The sequence below is a fragment of the Haloterrigena turkmenica DSM 5511 genome (assembly GCF_000025325.1).
Lineage (GTDB): Archaea > Halobacteriota > Halobacteria > Halobacteriales > Natrialbaceae > Haloterrigena > Haloterrigena turkmenica.
In genome coordinates, this window is sequence record NC_013743.1 from 1,776,672 (window position 1) to 1,793,135 (window position 16,464).

Consider the following 16,464-nt stretch of genomic DNA (forward strand, 5'->3'; position numbering starts at 1 on the left):
AGGGGGATCTTCTCAGCCGCGGTGGTAGCCGATCAGGAAGCCGCTGGCGAATCCGGCCCCGACCGAGACCATCGAGAGCACCGATACGAGCCAGTGAACGCCCTCCTGTGCGCGGTCGCCCGTCTTGAGCAGTCCCGCGGAGAGGCGGTTCCAGTCGACCGTGACGATGTCCTGGGACTCGAGGTAGCGAAAGGCCATCAACTCGACTCCGACGATGATCGCGAGCAGTTTCGCGATCTGTTTCGTGGCGAATCCGAGCAGTCCTCCAACGACCGCGCTGCCCCCGAACTCGAGGCCCATCGTCGTCGGATCGACATCTAGCATCACGGCTTCGTATTCGAGTCGTCTCCAATGACTGTTATGGCTTCGTGATTCTTCGAACGACTGATGTTCGCTTTCGATCTGGACACACTGCTCGCCGCGGATCGAGTCGCGTTCCGGTGCGTCGACTCCGCCGCGCGGCCTGCGGACACGCCACGGGATTCAAGACCGTTGGGGGCGTACGGGAGACTATGTGCCGCACGCGTCGAGCAGTAACGGAGGTGTTCGGCCGCCATCCGTAGCGCGATCGAGCAGCCGCGGTCGCGAGCATCGAGCCGCCGTACCCAGCCCGTGGGACCGACGGGCCGTCGGGTCGCCCAGCGATCCGTCTCGCGTCGTCTCGAGGGTTCTTCTCCGAGCAAGAGCTACGAGCACGTCTTTCCATCCGCATGAGAGCAATCATCGCCAAGCGCGTCGATTCGGGAACGCCCGACACGAGTGAGATCCGCGACCTCGCCGCGGCGGCGGGGTACACCGTCGTCGGTGAGATCACCCAGTCCCGGAAGGCCGACCCCGCCCTCCAGCTGGGCGAGGGGAAAGCCGAGGAACTCGCCGACGAGGTCGCCGCGACCGACGCGACGACCGTCATCTTCGACAACCGGCTCGGCCCCTACCAGACGTACAACCTCGGGCAACTGCTCCCCGAGGGCGTCGAGGTGATCGACCGGTTCACGCTGATCCTCGAGATCTTCGGCCAGCGCGCCCAGACCCGCAAAGCCCAGCTGCAGGTCGAACTGGCCGAACTCCGGTACGAACTACCCCGCGCCGAGGCAAAGACGAGCCTCGCCAAGCGCGAGGAACACCCCGGCTTCATGGGGCTCGGCGAGTACGACGAGAGCCGCGAGCAAGACATCAAAGACCAGATCAGCCGGATCAAAGACGAGCTCGAGCGGATCGAGCAGACCGAGCAACACCGCCGGGAGCGCCGGCGCGACTCCGGCTTCGATCTGGTCGCGCTGGCCGGCTACACCAACGCCGGCAAGTCGACGCTGCTGCGGCAGCTCGCGGATGACCTCACGGTCGAAGAAAACGAGGACCTTCACCCGGATCTGGACGCGACCGCCGAGTCACAGGACAAACTGTTCACGACGCTGGGGACGACGACCCGCCGCGCGGCCATCGAGCCCCGCGACGTGCTGGTGACCGACACCGTCGGCTTCATCAGCGATCTGCCCCACTGGCTGGTCGAATCGTTCAAGTCGACGCTCGACTCCGTCTACCGGGCCGATCTGGTGTTGCTCGTCGTCGACGTCAGCGAGCCGATCGACGAGATCCACGAGAAGCTCGTCACCAGCCACGACACCCTCTACGAGCGCAACGAGGCACCGATCGTGACGGTGTTGAACAAGATCGACACGGTCGACGACGCGGAGCTCGAGGAGAAGCGCGAGGCCCTCTCCGCACTCGCCCCAAACCCCGTCGCCGTCAGCGGCCGGGAGGGAACGAACGTCGACACCCTGCTCGAGCGCATCGACGAGGAACTGCCCGACTGGGAAGAAGAGCGGCTCCTCCTGCCGATGACCGAGGACACGATGAGCGTCGTCTCGTGGCTCCACGACAACGCCCACGTCGAGGAGGTCACCTACGGCGACGAGGACGTCGTCGTCTCCTTCGAGGCCCGGCCCGCGGTCATCTCGCAGGCGCGTTCGCGCGCGAGCGAGTTGCGGACGGCGGCGGCCGAATCGGCCTGATCGAACGGCACGAGACAGTCGGTCCGTCCTCCTCCCGGCTCGGTTCCGGCCGGTGACATCGCGGTTTCGGAGTGCTAACCCCACCTTATAAATCGGAGACTCGAGTCCCCTAGGTTATGGAACGTGTTGCAATCATCGGTGCGTCGATGACGCAGTTCGGGCAACGCGAGGGGGAGTGGGTCCTCGACCTCCTCGCGGAGGCCGGCCTCGAGTGTCTCGAGGATTCCGGCGTCGACGCCAGCGACGTCGAGCACCTGTACGTGTCGAACATGGCAAGCGGCGAGTTCGAGGGCCAGACCGGGATTCCCAACGCCCTAGCCCATGACATCGACGCGATACCCGCGTACACCCAGCGGGTCGATCAGACGAGTTCCAGCGGCGGCGCGGGCATCTACGCCGCCTGGCAGTCGGTGGCGAGCGGCGCCAGCGACATGACGATGCTCGTCGGCGGGGAGAAGATGACCCATCGGACGACCGGCGAAGCGACCGACGTCATCGCGTCGCTGACCCATCCGGTGGAGTACAAACACGGCGTGACGCTCCCGTCGTTCGCGGGGCTCACCGCTCGACACTACTTGGAGCGGTTCGACGCGCCGCGAGAGAGTCTGGCGAAGGTGGCCGTCAAGAATCACAAGAACGGCGTCGACAATCCCCACGCCCAGTTCCAGAAAGAGATCGACGAGGAGACCGCCCTCGAGTCGCCGATCGTCGCCGATCCGCTCCGGCTGTACGACTTCTGTCCGATCACGGACGGCTCCGCGGCGCTGATGCTCTGTCCGGAGTCCGTCGCCGAGGAGTACACCGACGACTACGTCGTCATCTCCGGTATCGACGGCGCGACGGACACCCACGTCGTCCACGAGCGGGAGGATCCGACCGTGATGGGCGGCGTCGTCGAGAGCGGAAAGGGCGCCTACGAGATGAGCGGCTACGGCCCCGACGACATCGACGTCGCCGAACTCCACGACATGTTCACCATCCTCGAGTTCCTCCAGATGGAAGGGCTCGGATTCGCCGAACAGGGCGAAGCCTGGGAACTCGTCGAGGACGGGTACACCGAGCGCGACACGGGTGAACTGCCGATCAACACCTCCGGCGGGCTCAAATCGAAGGGGCATCCGCTGGGCGCCAGCGGCGTCGCACAGGGCGTCGAGATCTACGAACAGCTGATGGGCGAAGCGGGTCCCCGACAGGTCGACGCCGACGTCGGCCTCTGCTGTAACGTCGGCGGCTTCGGCAACTGCGTTATCACCACCATCATGGAGGCGGCACGATGACTATGGAAGCGTACAAGTACGAGGACGGTTCGATCAGCTACCCCGGCCATCCGCGCGGTCCCGGCGGCACTGAACCGGTAGACACGATCGATCTCAGCGAGTATACCGGCGAGATCGTCACGTGGACGACGAGCACGGCGACGCCGCCGGGCGTCCGCGAACCGAACACGCTCGCCATCGTCGAATTCGATGTGGAAGGTGAGACGGTCCGTGCGCTCGGCCAGGTGACCACTGACGACGTCGAAACCGGCGACGAGGTCGAGCCCGTCTACGTCGAGGAGCTCCGCGAGCCCGGCGCCGGCATCCGCGAGCCGGAGAGCCAGGACTGGGACGGGTACCGGTTCCAACCGGTCTAGGCCGCGTCGGAACCGTTTTCGCTCGAGTCGGAATCGTCGTCATCAGCGGCGGCGCCGTCGTCGTTAGACGCGTCGGATTCAGCGCTATCGTTCTCGCCGGAGTCGTCAGCGTCGGCGTCGTCGTGCCCGTACTGATCCTTCAGGGTCTCGAGTTCGGCGTCGACGTCGACGCTCGGATCCGGTTCCGGGTCCGGATCCCGCTCGTCGTCGCCCGTCGCACCGTTGCGCGGGTCGCCGTCCTCGATATCGATTCGGACTGCGTCCGTCGCGTCGGTCGATCGGCGCTCGAGGTCGTCAGCGGCGTCCCGGAGCCGTCGGTCGACGTCGTCGCGCAGTTCGCGGGCCTCCGAGAGCAACTCGCGAGCGCCCTCGTCGGCGGGGAGGTCGCCGTCCGACGCCGCCCGCTGGAGTTCGGCGAGAACGGTGTCGAGTCCGGAGAGTGTCGACCGTCGGAGGTCGTCGGCGCGCTCTCCGGCAGTCTGCGTGGCGTCGGTCGTCCGATCGCGAACGTCTCGTTCGGTCCGGGCGAGTTGCAGGACTCGCTGGAAGCCGGAGAGCGCGCGGACGCTGGTCTCGAGAGCCGCGATCGCGGCGGGGATCGCGACCTCGTCGGTAAACGCGAGGAGTTCCCGCGGGGTCGGCGGTCGGGGCGCCGGCGGGCGAAACGGCGGCCGGCGTCGGGTCGACTCGAGTTCCGACCGGAGTTCCTCGATCGTCCGTGTGAGTTCGCGGACGGCCTCGGCGAGTTCGTCGTCGGGATCGGCCATAGTTCAGCTACGGCGGCCGAAAGGAAAAGCCGGGCGATCAGATCGACCGCTAGTATTCGCTCGGCAATCGTGTAGGTGGATCCCGGCCGCAATATTTATTATAGTACCGCGAACTCGATATAAAGTATGGGAACTGAACGAGGGGGCGTCGCGGTGGGGCAAGCCGACTTCGCCCAGACGCTTGCGAGACTCAAGCGCGACGGGAGCAACGTTTTGCTCGTCGGCGCGGAGACGACCGACATCCATACGGCGCTCTGTCATCGGCTGCTGGGAGAGACGGACGACGGTGCGCGATATCGACTGTTCGTAACCGACGGTTGCGAACCGCTCGCGAAAACGAACGACGAAACGGACGAGCGAACCGTCCGAACGATCGACTACTCAGCGCTCGACCCCGCCGCGACCGCCGACGCCGAACTGCGCGGTCGCACGCCGCTCGGGACGCTGGGGATCGAGATCGCCGACGCGATCGACGGCTTCCAGGGCGACGCCGACGGCCTCGAGCCGTCCCAGCTACGGGTCTGCGTCGACTCGCTGGTGGCGCTGCTCGAGGAACACACGGTGGAGAAAGTGTTTCGACTGTTGCACATGACGACGTCGCGGGTGGATACGCTTCAGGGGATGGGACACTACCACCTGCCGCTCGATCGAGATCACGAGGCGGTCCACCTCTTCGAACCGCTGTTCGATGCGGTCGTCGAGACCCGCGTCCGCGACGGCGTCGCCGAACAGCGGTGGGAACTCAGGGATCGAGAGGCGCCGACCGACTGGCTCTCCGTCTGACCAGATTCGCATCGGACCGGTAGATTAGCGGCGACGGCGGAGCCTCCTCGATCGTTCTCTCGCGTCCACAGTCACGAAAACAAGAGAGTTATCGACGCTGTCGATACGACTGTAACCTAATGACCGTAGAGTGATAATAACGATCAGACTAGAAACGGATAATGGCCCAGAAATCGCGTGTAGCTCCCGTCTTCGGCCCGTATCGCTCCAGGAATATTGGTGTTACGGCACAAGGACTATATACGGAACGACCTATCGGATTAGAGAGTACAATATATGGAAGTCAATGCTGAGCTTCTCGGTGGAGCCGCCATCACCGTCTTCCTCGCGCTCCTCTTCTTCGGCGTCGTCGTGCTGTGGGACGTCGCGCTGGCGTTACGGAGTGTCGGGGACAAGATCGACAAGCTAGAGGACAATATCGACGACGATCTGACGGATATCGGCCACTCATTGGACAACATCTCGAACGGTCGAGGCGGCGGTGGCGGGACCCAGCTGCACCTCAGCGGCGGGACCATCAGCTCCGGCCCGAACCCCCGACAGGCCCAGGGACAGCCGGCACAGGCGACACAGAGCCCGGGATCGCAAGCAGCCGGCGGGCCACAGCCCGCAGAACCGCGGCAGGCGGCCCAGCACTCCCCCAATGGGAACGGTGGCGCCGCCGCTGACGCGACGACGGCGACGGCTCCCGGTGCCGAAACGGGTCCGACGAGAGCCGATACCGCGGCGGGAGCGGCGCGCGATACCGGCGGCGTCGAAGTCGGATCGGCCGACGCTCGTGCTGCCGATCGAGCCGCCGACAGCGGAACCGAAACGACGGCCAACGGCACTGATGTTGCCGCGGTCGACGAACCGTCGGCGGAACCGGCCGGGACAGCAGCTGAGTCCGACGCTGACGACGGCGAGCGCGACGTCGATGTAAACGACGTGGCCGACGAACTGGACGACGATTCCGGCCACGAGACGGCGACGGACAGCGACGTCGCGACCGACGAAGCGGGGAGCGATCAGGTGGCCCACAACCAGGGCCGGTTCGTCACGCACTCCGACGGGACGGCGTGGTACGCGGTCCGGCTCGATCGCGACGCGATCGCCGACCCGGGACCGACGATCGCCGGCGAGCTAACCGACGGCTCGGAGACGGACGACGACGCGGTCATCGCCGCCGGCCCGGTCGACTCGAGCGCGACGAGCGAGACGGTCGTGGCAACCGCGGACACCGACGAGTCCGAGACCGACGAGACCGATTCGGTCGTGGCGGCGCCGCCGGCCGAGCCGTCCGAAGACGACTCCCTCGAGCGGGAATCGACAGCGTCGACGACCGACGACCCGCCGAACGACGATCGCGAAGCGGCCTCGATCGACGCCGACGCGGAAATCGATGAGACGGACGACGGTGAACCCGCTGTCGACTCGGACGGGGACGATTCCGTCGCTGACGGTGACGATCCCGCGACCGACGAGGGGGAGTCCGAACCGGGCGACAACGAGATAGCCTCGAACGCTTTCGCGTTCGAGGAGACCGATTCGGTTGCCGAGTCGCCGTCGGACGCGGCGGTCGAGGCGGAGGCCGACGAGGAAGACGAGAGCGAGACAGACGAAGCTGCTCCGGACGATCGGCCGACGGCGGAGATGGGCCTCGAGCTCGACGACGCTGAGACGGACGAAACGGATGCTGGAGTGGCCGAGACGGACGCCGACGGCGAGAGTGGGAAGTCAGATGAATCCGGTCTGGAAACCGTCGACGACGTTTCGGGCGACGAGGCCGACAAGTCCGACGACGAACCGACGGTCGACGCGGCCGATCCGCTCGCCGGCGACGTGGCCGCCTTCGAGTTCGACGACGAGGACCTCGAGGACGTGACCGTCGAGGAGGCCGTCGACACGATCAACGAGGAGGCGCCGGCGCCAGAGCTCTCGAGCCACCGGTTCGACGTCTCGGCGGAAGTCTACGGGGCCGACGAGGACGCCGACGGAACTGCTCCCGACGGCGTGGAGCGCGACGACGGCGGCGAAAACACCGTTCTGACTTACGAGTTCGAGACGGACACCGTCGAGATCAGCGGCTCGACGAAGCGGCTGCTCCAGTACCAGCTGCGGAGCTTCGCCGACCGCGACGCGACACCCGAGGCCGACGTGACGATCGGTCGAAATCGGATCGTCATCGAACTCCCCGACTCGGACGGCGACGCCGTCCAGCGCTGGAGCGAGGCGGCCGTCGATATCATCGATCGGACGCTCTACCTCTCGGACAACAGCTCCGACGACAGCTGAGATACGACTCCGACGATATCTTCTTCTCACTTCGACTCTGACGACGTTCGATTCTCGGTCTGGCGCGTCGTTCGATCCCGCTGCCGTGCGGTCGTTCGATCGATCCGTCGCCGTCGATCCAATCGCTTTTAGTTCGCTCGCCCCCCTCGAAGTGGTGTGCGAATCGAGAACAGTTTCATTCCCGTCCGCGGTGTCGGGGAGACCACCGAACGCAAACTCTGGCAACACGGAATCACCCACTGGGACGAGTTCGACGGCAGCGTCGTCGGCGACACGTTGGCCGACCGCATCCACTCGTTCATCGAGGAGGGACGGACCCACCTCGAGCGCGGCGACGTCGCCCCGTTCGCGGAGCAGCTGCCGGCCGCGAGCCGCTGGCGGTGCTACGAGAACGTCCGCGAGGAGACCTGCTTTCTGGACATCGAGACGACCGGACTCGACGCCTCCTGCGAGGACGTCACGACCGTCAGCGTCCACCGCGGCGGCGAGACCGAGACCTTCGTCAAGGATCGAGATCTGACCGCCTGTCGGCTCGAGACCGAACTCGAGGAGTCGTCGCTGCTGGTCACCTTCAACGGCCAGCGGTTCGACGTCCCCTTCCTCGAGACGTGCTACGACATCGACGTGACGACGCCCCACGTCGATCTCATGTACCCCTGCAAGCAACTCGGACTCGACGGCGGGCTGAAGGCGATCGAGCGCGATCTGGGCATCGATCGAGACATGCCCGACCTCAGCGGTCGGGACGCCGTCCGGCTCTGGCACGAGTACGAGCGTGGCGACGACGGCGCTCTCGAGACGCTCGTGGAGTACAACCGGGCCGACACCCGGAATATGGAACCGCTGATGGAGATCGTCGCGGATCGGCTCCACGAGACCGTGTTCGAGGCGGCCTGTGCCGACGAGTAGCGCCGTCGTCACGCTGTCCGAAGCCGGACCCGCCTCTCGTGTCCGATACTCGTCGATACGCAGTCGAACGGTCGACTACGCGGGGTGGGGCGGGAACGAGGCGACCAGCACCCGATGCTCGCCGCTGACGGGATCGCTATCCGCCTCGGTCGAACGACCGATTATCGACCGCCCTTTTCCTCGAGAACGTCGACGTCACCGTCGCTGGTGACGACGACGTGATAGCCACAAAAGACGAATTCTACCCGCCCGGAGCCTCGGCTCGTGCCGTCCTCTCGGGGCGCAAAGAGGGAATCGAGCGCCTCCGGATTGATGACGTCGTACAGCGCGTCGTACTCCGGCGGCTCGATGTCCATCGGATCGATCCCTTCCTGCTCGGCGACGGCACTGATAACTTCAAAACTGAGTGAGTGTACGGCGGTCGCATCCGATGAATCGGCTGAGAGTAGCATTGCCCGGACCGTTACAGTCGTCGAATATAAATCCACCGGCCCTAATGGAGGGTTGTCGTACATAAACAAGCAGTAGTGAGCGGAAATATACATCAGCGAATATTTTTAGTGTGAGTTCCAGTTTAATGTTATCATAGAGCTATGATCTGGAACGATTCAGGGAGTAATTTTCACGACACAGGCGTCCCTTGCGAACGGTCGGAATTCGTTTTCAGGCAAGAATTGTGAGGGTGAGCGGATCGAATTCGAGTGGGCGAACCGCGGCTACTGCGTCCCGTCCTATCGAGTTCCAAGTCACGACCCGACGGAAGCAACGGGGAATATGTTCGGGAGAGGGTACTGGACCGATGCGGCCGTTTTCGCTACCGTGATGAATCCCTTCACTCGGTCCACGACGCCCGGCGGCGACGGATTCGAACCGTGGGACGCCTTCGATCCGGACCACGCACCGGCTCCCGGCCCGTTCCTCGAGGGTCACGACGTGCTCGCGGGCGACGACCACCTCGCCTTTCACCGGCTCACCCGCGAGCTGTTCGAGGAGCGGGGCGTCTACGACGCGACGTTCGGCTACAACCTCGCGCGGCTCAACCTCGACCGGCGCCACCCCGAGGCCGGCTTCCGGTACGCGGTCGACGCCGACGATCCGTCGATCCTGCGCGCGGAGTTCACGCCGACGACCGAGTTCTGCCCGCAAGCCGAGGCGCTCGTCACGGGCGCGTTCCGGGCGTGGAACGGGCTCGCAGACCGCCACGAATACGAACTCGTGCGCGTGCGCGCCCACCCGTCGCACCATCAGTCCGACGCGCTCGACGCCGAACTCGAGCGACTCGAGACCGAGTTCCGCGAGACGGGAACCGTTCCGGGCGCGGAGGCAGACGCCGATGCGGCTACGGACGACGGGACGACCCCGCAGTCGCCGTTCTAATTGCGCTTCGGCTCGCGACCGACCGTTTCGAGTCGTGCACTCTCCTCTTTTGGGCGAATAAACTCGATTCCGTGGACCTCGCGACGGGTTCTACCACTGATCCTCGATGTGGACAACCGAGCCCGCACCGGACTTGCGAAGGACGGGAAGACGTTGATGCGATTACTTCTGGACGGGACAGTTAACCGGTCGCGGGGTCGGTGACTCCGAGGCGCGAGCGCGGCGGATCGAACGGGCCGCGAGCGGCGGTCGGGACAGCACCCGAGCCGTTCGGTTCCCGTCGTCGTCGGTGATCGCCGACGACGGCGTAGACGACGTCACCGTCTGTTAGGCCGCTCGAGGACGATACCGACGGCCCGACCGGTTACACGCGCAGTCGCGGTACGGGTCCCCGATCTGCGCGCACCGAGCCGACCCGGAGTTTCAACGATGTCAGACGACGACTCTACGCCCATCGAACGAGACGAGGAGCAACCGCAAGCGACCGACGGCGGCGAGACCGACGAGTCCCGCTCCGACGCCGAATCCGGTCAGGCCGGAACCAGCCGCGACGACGATAGCGACGAGAACAGCAAGCAAGAGCAACTCGACGAGGTCCGCGAGAATCCCGAGGGCGAACGGCTGACCAGCGACCACGGGGTCAAGATCAGCGACACGGACAACTCCCTGAAGGCCGGCGAGCGCGGGCCGACGATCATGGAGGACTTCCACTTCCGGGAGAAGATGACCCAGTTCGACCACGAGTCGATCCCGGAACGGGTCGTCCACGCCCGCGGCAGCGGCGCCCACGGCTACTTCCAGCCCTACGAGGACCCCGACCTCGGCGACGAGTTCGACGACATCGAGGAGCTAACGAAAGCGAAGGTGTTGACCGACCCCGATCAGAAGACGCCCGTTTTCACCCGGTTCTCGACGGTCGTCGGCTCGAGAGGGTCGCCCGACACGGTTCGGGACGTCCGCGGGTTCGCGACCAAGTTCTACACCGAGGAGGGGAACTGGGATCTCGTCGGGAACAACATTCCGGTCTTCTTCATCCAGGACGCGATGGAGTTCCCCGATCTGGTCCACGCGATCAAGCCCGAGCCCGACGACGGGGTTCCTCAGGCCTCAGCGGCCCACGATACCTTCTGGGACTTCGCCTCCCTCAAGCCCGAGGTCACCCACATGATTATGTGGGTGCTGTCGGGACGAGCCCTGCCCCGCGCCTACCGCATGATGCAGGGCTTCGGCGTCCACACGTTCCGGCTGGTCAACGACGAGGGCGACGCGCGGTTCGTCAAGTTCCACTGGACGCCGGCACTCGACACCAGCCAACTCGTCTGGGACGAGACCCAGAAGATCGCCGGCAAGAACCCCGACTTCAACCGAATGGACCTCTACGACGTCATCGAGGCGGGCCACGAACTCGAGTGGGAGCTGGGCGTCCAGATCTTCGACGAGGAGGACGCCGCCGAGTTCGACTTCGACGTCCTCGACCCGACCAAGATCGTCCCCGAGAGCGAGGTTCCGGTGCGTCCGATCGGGAAGATGGTCCTCAACGAGACGCCGGGCAACTTCTTCGCGGAGGTCGAACAGGTCGCGTTCCACCCGGGGAACGTCGTGCCCGGAATCGACTTCTCGAACGATCCGCTCCTGCAGGGGCGGCTCTTCTCCTACCAGGACACCCAGCTCAACCGCTTCGGCAGCGCCAACTGGGACGAGATCCCGATCAACCGACCCGTCACCGAGCGACACAACAACCAGCGGGCCGGCTTCATGCGCCAGGAGATCAACGAGGGGAAGGCCTCCTACAAGCCCAACTCGATCGGCGACGACGATCCTCAGGAGGTCCCCGAAGGTGAGGGCGGGTACGAACACCACGCCGAGAAGATCAACGGGAAGAAGATCCGCAACCGCTCGGAGAGTTTCCAGACCCACTTCGACCAGGCGCGGCTGTTCTGGAACAGCATGACCGAGCCCGAGAAGGAGAACATCATCGACGCCGCCCACTTCGAACTCGGGAAGGTCGACCGGGTGGAGATCCGCGAGCGGATGGTCTACGACCTGTTCAACAACGTCGACCACGAGTTCGCCGAGCGGGTCGCGGAGGGTATCGGCGTCGAGCCCCCCGAAGAGCCCGGCGACGAGATGCCGACGCACGACCGCGAGGACTCGCGCCTGAGCATCGAGGAACGCCGCGACGCCGACTCCATCGAAACCAGAAAAGTCGCCGTTCTCGTCGACGACGGCTACGACGGCGAAGCCCTCGAGACCGTCAAATCGACGCTGGAAGACGAGGGCGCCCGCGTGAAGATCGTCTCGAAGATCCTTGGCGACAAGACGTCCGAGAACGGCGACATGGTCGAGGCCGACGAGAGCCACGTGACCACCGAATCGGTGCTGTTCGACGCCCTCTTCGTCCCCGGCGGCGAGGACAGCGTGGACGCGCTCGTCGAGCAGGGCGACGCCAAGCACTTCGTCGCGGAGACGTTCAAACACAAGAAGCCGATCGCCGCCGCCGGCGCGGGGACGGAACTCCTCGAGGCGGTCGAACTACCGGACGTGGAGATCGCCGACGACGGCGAAACGATCACTTCGGACGGAGTAGTGACGGGACAGGGAGACGACCTCGAGGAGTTCGCCGAGGCGTTCGTCGACGCAATCGCCGAACACCGTCACTGGGAGCGCAGTCCGAAAGAAGTGCCCGCGTAACCGTCCGCTTCGGCGAACTATCGGAGCGAGCGGCTCACTCGCGGGCTTCGGCCCGTTTCTCGAGCCAGCGGACCGCCGGCGTCGCGGTGATCCCGTGGACGACGATGGAGATGAGAACGACGGCGCCGACGACCGCCCACAGGCGGTCGGCGTCGGGGAACGCGGCCTGATTGAGGCCGTAGGCGAGGTAGTAGAACGAGCCGATCCCGCGGACGCCGAAGGCGGCGATCGTCGCCCGCTCGGCGATATCGCGTTCGAAGCCGAGGAATCCGACGATGCCGGCCAGCGGCCGGACGAGGAAGACGATCGCGACCGCCGCGGCGATCCCCTCGAGCGTCAGCGGTTCCAGGAGGCCGCCGACGATCGCGCCGCCGAAGAAGAGCATGATCAGCCCCATCATCACCTGTTCGGCGAACTCGCTGATCTCGTGGAGCGAGCGGTTGTAGTCGTGGGTGCGCTCGTAGTGGCGGACAATCAGGGCCGCGACGAAGACCGCGATGAAGCCGTAGCCGCCGACGAGTTCGGTCGCCCCGTAGACCAGCAGGGTTCCGGCGATCGCCTCGAGACCCTGTACCGACTCCGCGACGGGGGTGTCGGGCTCCGTCGCGAAGACGAGCCGCGCGGTCAGGTAGCCGAGGACGACGCCGGCGATTACGCCGACGACGATCTTGTAGCCGACGTCGATCAGGAGCCACTCACCGAGCCAGTTGCCGGGCGCGAGGCCGACGAGCGCGAACGCGATCGCCAGGTTCGTAAACGGGAAGGCCAGCCCGTCGTTCAGTCCGGCCTCGGAGGTGAGCGCGAATCGAACCTCGTCTTCCATCCCGGCCGTCTCTTCGGCCTCCTCGGCCTCGCTGCCCATCCCCGGACCGCCGACCTGCACCTCCGACGCCAACACCGGGTCAGTGGGGGCGAGACACGCGCCGAGCAGGACGGCCGTCGGCACGACGAGACCGAGCCACCAGCCCAGCAGCGCCGCGCCGGCGATCGATAACGGCATCGTGATCGCGAGCAGCCGCCACGTCGACGCCCACGCGCGCAGTCCGGGGACCCGATCGATCTTCAGCCCGACGCCCATCAGGGCGACGATGACGCCCAGTTCCGCGAGGTGTTCCGTCGTCGTCCCCTGCTCTAGGGGATCCGGCGGGGGGAGTCCGATCGGCAGCCCGAAGGCGAGCATCCCGAAGCCGACGAAGAAGATCGGCATCGAGATCGCCCGATCGGAGACGAACCGGGGGAGGACGGCGATACCGAACAGCGCGATCCCGAAGACGACGAGGCCGACGTTGTACAGCTCGAGTGCCATCTGGGACAGTCGTGGGCGCGTCTACGGCAAATCGGTCCTTTAGCCCGATGCCGGCGTTTGCCGAACGAATTCCTTTGCCCTGAGACAACGAAGGACGCGTATGAAGCGGTCAGCGTCGGAGTCAGCGGATCAGACGAGCCGGCGACGGCTGTTGCAGACGAGTGCGGTCGCCGCGACCGTCGGCCTCGCCGGCTGTATCGAGGAGATGGGAACCGAGTTCCCGCAGAACACGGAGTGGCCGGTGTCGGAACGAGTACCCGATCTCCCCGTCCGCGAGCGGATCGAGATCGTCGAGGAGCGAATTCACGAACTCGCGGAGGAGGACATCGCCGGCCCCGACGAACTCGTCTCGGCGCTCGAGGAGTACGATCTGACGGTCGAATCGATCGAGCGCGATCGGGACGTGCTGGCGCTCGAGTACGTCAACACGGATCGCGACGACGAGGGGGACCTCCACGACGTCGGGCTGCTCGCGGGCGGCTACGCGGCGCTGATCGACGGGGGGTTCGAGGCCGCCGCGTTGGGAGCGACGATCCTCGACGACGCGCCGGCGTCGTACGGCTCGGCGACGGTCGAGACGCCGTGGGCCGTCGAGTACAACCACGGCGAACTGACGGCCGCCGAGTACGGCGAACACGTCGCGGGCACGATCGAATCGCAGCGGTACGAGCCGGAAGTCGGGGTCGACCCCGAGAAGTAGGACCCGTCCAGTGTCGCCGCGGTCCGAGCCCGGGAACGGTCACCGCTCCGGCGCGGGATCGACGTCGAGTTCGGGGTCGCCGCCGGTTCCGGCGCCAGCCGTCGACTCGCGGACCCCTGTCAGGACGCCCGCGAGCCCGTTCGGCCCGTGGCGGTGAATCGTTAGAAGCACGTTCGCCACGAACAGGCAGAGCCCGAGCGCCGCGAGCGCGGTCCCGGCGGTCGCGACCGCCTCGGGGAGATCGAACAGCGGAGCGGCGGCGATCCCGAGGAAACCGACCGCGGTCAGCCCGAAGTCCGCGCGCTCGAGACGGTCGTCGTAGAGGTCGTCGATCATCGGCACCTGCTCGAAGCCAAGCCGGTCGCTGTAGCGCTCGTGCCAGATGATGAAGGGGACGATGTGGTACAGCGAGCCGACGACGACGAAGGCGAAGACGCCGACGACCAGCACGGCGCCGCCGTCGGGGTGGCCGAACAGCGTGCCGTACTCGAGCGGCTCGAGCCACCACGCCGGCGCGGTCAGCGCCAGCCAGGCCCACAGCGACGCGACGACGACCCAGTAGCGGTCGATCATCGGCGAGCGGTCGACCGTTTCCCCCAGAAGCTGGCGGGCGACGACGACGGTGAACGCCGCGAGGCCGACGAGAACGGCAACCGCGCCGACGCGAGCGAGCGGAAGCGACTCGAGGCCGCGCCCGACGGCCAAGACGACCACGCCGACCGGGAAGGTCAGCTGCTCGAGGCCGAGCAGTCGCTCGTCGACCGCGGTTCGGTCGGTCTGGGTGAACATCGTCGCGAGCTGGGCGAGGGCGCCGACGATCGTCGCCGTGATGGCGCCGAGCAGCGCTAGCGTTGCGTGGACGAGCAGGACGTCGCCCCGCGTCAGCGCGGTCGCGTCGAAGACCGGCGTCGTGAAGTCGACGGCCAGCAGGAAGCCCAGCGGAACGACGAGCGCGAAGGCTCCGAGCGCGACCGCGAAGTGGCGTTCCGTGAAATCGAGCGGGCGGGCCCGCCACAGCGTCCGACCGACGTTGTAGACGAACGTCCAGATCCCCAGCAGGAGCGCCGCGCCGGCGACGGGGAGGACGGAGAGCGCGCCGGCCAGCAGCGCCGCGCCGAATCCGATCAGTCCGGCGGCGACGAGGACGAGTTGGACGACCGCGAGCCGCCTCGAGTACAGCGACACGCCGGACCAGACGGGGACGAACTGGGTCATCGCGCCCATGATGGTGATCGCGATCCAGCCGATCAGGAGGACGTGGACGTGCGCGAGGCTCGCGAGTCCCGGCAACGTCGTGACCGCCATCGCGATCGCCGCGCCGATTCCGACGACGAGGAAGGCGAGTCCGAGGACGAAGTGCCCGAGAGGGATCGCCATCGGGGGCTGCTGATCGGTGCGGAGACCGCCAGGAATTCGGTTCATATCCGTCGGTAGGCGCTCCACCGCCGTCCCGTTGGACCCGAACATGTTCGCAGCAGAAGGGTTGCTCGTCGCGGCCGTACGATCGCGTATGACCGCCGAAACAACCGAGGCGACCGAGACGGCCACAGGCGAGGCTCGAGAGCGACGAACAGCGCAGGGAGAGTCGACTGGGACGACGCCGCAGACGACCGTCACCGTCCGCTGTACCGGCCACGTCCGCGACGCCGTCGGCGCCCACGAACTCGAGTACACCTTCGAGGGGACGCGTCTCCGGGAGTTCCTCGAGGCCTTCTTCGACGACTACGACGTCGAGGAGCTGCTGATCGCGGAGACCGAAGCGGACGCGACCCACAGCGGCTGGGCGCCGGTTCCCGACGACCTGCCCGGCACGTGGCGCAAGAACCCAGAAGGCGAACAGACCCGGCCGTTCGCCCGCGTCTGCATCAACGGCCGGTTCAACGAACATTTCGAGGGATTCGAGACGGAACTCGAGGACGGGGACCGCGTCGCGCTGATCTATCCGTTCATGTTCTGCTGCTGAACGGGAACCGCGTCCGATCGCGCCAGAACCGACGACCGCCGTCGGTCGC

At 66.2% G+C, this 16,464-nt stretch carries 15 protein-coding genes; 10 read left to right on the forward strand and 5 right to left on the reverse strand.

The window, feature by feature from the left end; all coding sequences use genetic code 11:
• Nucleotides 1-12: 12 nt before the first annotated feature.
• Entirely contained in the window at nucleotides 13-324 is a 312-nt protein-coding gene (locus HTUR_RS08385; protein ID WP_012942888.1) for an FUN14 domain-containing protein, read from the reverse strand.
• A gap of 386 nt (nucleotides 325-710) precedes the next feature.
• Here HTUR_RS08385 and hflX point away from each other — a divergent pair, with 386 nt between their 5' ends.
• The 3 genes from hflX to HTUR_RS08400 all read left to right on the forward strand — a co-directional run bounded on the left by hflX (nucleotide 711) and on the right by HTUR_RS08400 (nucleotide 3,645).
• Nucleotides 711-2,012: a GTPase HflX gene (gene hflX, locus HTUR_RS08390; RefSeq protein ID WP_012942889.1), complete on the forward strand. Its 1,302-nt coding sequence runs from the start codon at nucleotides 711-713 to the stop codon at nucleotides 2,010-2,012.
• 116 nt (nucleotides 2,013-2,128) lie between these two features.
• A complete protein-coding gene (locus HTUR_RS08395) occupies nucleotides 2,129-3,289 on the forward strand; it encodes a thiolase family protein (protein ID WP_012942890.1) in 1,161 nt (386 codons plus the stop codon).
• Entirely contained in the window at nucleotides 3,286-3,645 is a 360-nt protein-coding gene (locus HTUR_RS08400) for an OB-fold domain-containing protein (RefSeq protein WP_012942891.1), read from the forward strand. Before HTUR_RS08395 ends, HTUR_RS08400 begins: the two co-directional genes overlap by 4 nt.
• On the opposite strand, the gene HTUR_RS08405 is transcribed toward HTUR_RS08400, so the two are convergent.
• Complete coding sequence (locus HTUR_RS08405; RefSeq protein ID WP_012942892.1) at nucleotides 3,642-4,412, reverse strand: DUF7547 family protein; 771 nt, start codon at nucleotides 4,410-4,412, stop codon at nucleotides 3,642-3,644. The genes HTUR_RS08400 and HTUR_RS08405 overlap by 4 nt on opposite strands.
• Nucleotides 4,413-4,538: 126 nt before the next feature.
• Here HTUR_RS08405 and HTUR_RS08410 point away from each other — a divergent pair, with 126 nt between their 5' ends.
• The 3 genes from HTUR_RS08410 (at nucleotide 4,539) to HTUR_RS08420 (ending at nucleotide 8,378) form a co-directional block, all read left to right on the forward strand.
• Nucleotides 4,539-5,195 carry a DUF7504 family protein gene (locus tag HTUR_RS08410; RefSeq protein WP_012942893.1) on the forward strand — a complete coding sequence of 219 codons (657 nt, stop codon included), beginning with the start codon at nucleotides 4,539-4,541 and terminating at the stop codon, nucleotides 5,193-5,195.
• Nucleotides 5,196-5,471: 276 nt separating this feature from the next.
• Complete coding sequence (locus HTUR_RS08415) at nucleotides 5,472-7,469, forward strand: hypothetical protein (RefSeq protein WP_012942894.1); 1,998 nt, start codon at nucleotides 5,472-5,474, stop codon at nucleotides 7,467-7,469.
• 156 nt (nucleotides 7,470-7,625) lie between these two features.
• Nucleotides 7,626-8,378, forward strand: coding sequence for a ribonuclease H-like domain-containing protein (locus HTUR_RS08420; RefSeq protein WP_012942895.1), 753 nt, complete (start codon nucleotides 7,626-7,628; stop codon nucleotides 8,376-8,378).
• Between the two features lie 161 nt (nucleotides 8,379-8,539).
• Here HTUR_RS08420 and HTUR_RS08425 read toward each other — a convergent pair whose 3' ends face one another.
• On the reverse strand, nucleotides 8,540-8,830 hold the full coding sequence (locus tag HTUR_RS08425; RefSeq protein ID WP_049941662.1) for a HalOD1 output domain-containing protein: 291 nt from the start codon (nucleotides 8,828-8,830) through the stop codon (nucleotides 8,540-8,542).
• Nucleotides 8,831-9,152: 322 nt separating this feature from the next.
• Between HTUR_RS08425 and HTUR_RS08430 the strand changes: the two genes are divergently transcribed.
• A complete protein-coding gene (locus tag HTUR_RS08430; protein ID WP_012942897.1) occupies nucleotides 9,153-9,755 on the forward strand; it encodes a hypothetical protein in 603 nt (200 codons plus the stop codon).
• Between the two features lie 429 nt (nucleotides 9,756-10,184).
• Nucleotides 10,185-12,446, forward strand: coding sequence for a catalase (locus HTUR_RS08435; RefSeq protein WP_012942898.1), 2,262 nt, complete (start codon nucleotides 10,185-10,187; stop codon nucleotides 12,444-12,446).
• A gap of 34 nt (nucleotides 12,447-12,480) precedes the next feature.
• Here HTUR_RS08435 and HTUR_RS08440 read toward each other — a convergent pair whose 3' ends face one another.
• Nucleotides 12,481-13,752, reverse strand: a complete 1,272-nt coding sequence (locus HTUR_RS08440; RefSeq protein ID WP_012942899.1) for a cation:proton antiporter — start codon at nucleotides 13,750-13,752, stop codon at nucleotides 12,481-12,483.
• A gap of 100 nt (nucleotides 13,753-13,852) precedes the next feature.
• Between HTUR_RS08440 and HTUR_RS08445 the strand changes: the two genes are divergently transcribed.
• Nucleotides 13,853-14,452: a hypothetical protein gene (locus HTUR_RS08445; RefSeq protein ID WP_012942900.1), complete on the forward strand. Its 600-nt coding sequence runs from the start codon at nucleotides 13,853-13,855 to the stop codon at nucleotides 14,450-14,452.
• 39 nt (nucleotides 14,453-14,491) lie between these two features.
• On the opposite strand, the gene HTUR_RS08450 is transcribed toward HTUR_RS08445, so the two are convergent.
• A complete protein-coding gene (locus tag HTUR_RS08450; RefSeq protein WP_012942901.1) occupies nucleotides 14,492-15,874 on the reverse strand; it encodes a hypothetical protein in 1,383 nt (460 codons plus the stop codon).
• An 88-nt stretch (nucleotides 15,875-15,962) separates the two neighbouring features.
• Here HTUR_RS08450 and HTUR_RS08455 point away from each other — a divergent pair, with 88 nt between their 5' ends.
• Nucleotides 15,963-16,415: a MoaD/ThiS family protein gene (locus HTUR_RS08455; RefSeq protein WP_012942902.1), complete on the forward strand. Its 453-nt coding sequence runs from the start codon at nucleotides 15,963-15,965 to the stop codon at nucleotides 16,413-16,415.
• Nucleotides 16,416-16,464: the final 49 nt, after the last annotated feature.

Coding starts and splice junctions, on each gene's coding strand:
- HTUR_RS08435 (WP_012942898.1), top strand. CDS start 10,185: ATGTCAGACGACGACTCTACGCCCATCGAACGAGACGAGGAGCAACCG.
- HTUR_RS08395 (WP_012942890.1), top strand. CDS start 2,129: ATGGAACGTGTTGCAATCATCGGTGCGTCGATGACGCAGTTCGGGCAA.
- HTUR_RS08455 (WP_012942902.1), top strand. CDS start 15,963: ATGACCGCCGAAACAACCGAGGCGACCGAGACGGCCACAGGCGAGGCT.
- hflX (WP_012942889.1), top strand. CDS start 711: ATGAGAGCAATCATCGCCAAGCGCGTCGATTCGGGAACGCCCGACACG.
- HTUR_RS08405 (WP_012942892.1), bottom strand. CDS start 4,412: ATGGCCGATCCCGACGACGAACTCGCCGAGGCCGTCCGCGAACTCACA.
- HTUR_RS08450 (WP_012942901.1), bottom strand. CDS start 15,874: ATGAACCGAATTCCTGGCGGTCTCCGCACCGATCAGCAGCCCCCGATG.
- HTUR_RS08400 (WP_012942891.1), top strand. CDS start 3,286: ATGACTATGGAAGCGTACAAGTACGAGGACGGTTCGATCAGCTACCCC.
- HTUR_RS08415 (WP_012942894.1), top strand. CDS start 5,472: ATGGAAGTCAATGCTGAGCTTCTCGGTGGAGCCGCCATCACCGTCTTC.
- HTUR_RS08385 (WP_012942888.1), bottom strand. CDS start 324: ATGCTAGATGTCGATCCGACGACGATGGGCCTCGAGTTCGGGGGCAGC.
- HTUR_RS08445 (WP_012942900.1), top strand. CDS start 13,853: ATGAAGCGGTCAGCGTCGGAGTCAGCGGATCAGACGAGCCGGCGACGG.
- HTUR_RS08410 (WP_012942893.1), top strand. CDS start 4,539: ATGGGAACTGAACGAGGGGGCGTCGCGGTGGGGCAAGCCGACTTCGCC.
- HTUR_RS08430 (WP_012942897.1), top strand. CDS start 9,153: ATGTTCGGGAGAGGGTACTGGACCGATGCGGCCGTTTTCGCTACCGTG.
- HTUR_RS08425 (WP_049941662.1), bottom strand. CDS start 8,830: ATGCTACTCTCAGCCGATTCATCGGATGCGACCGCCGTACACTCACTC.
- HTUR_RS08440 (WP_012942899.1), bottom strand. CDS start 13,752: ATGGCACTCGAGCTGTACAACGTCGGCCTCGTCGTCTTCGGGATCGCG.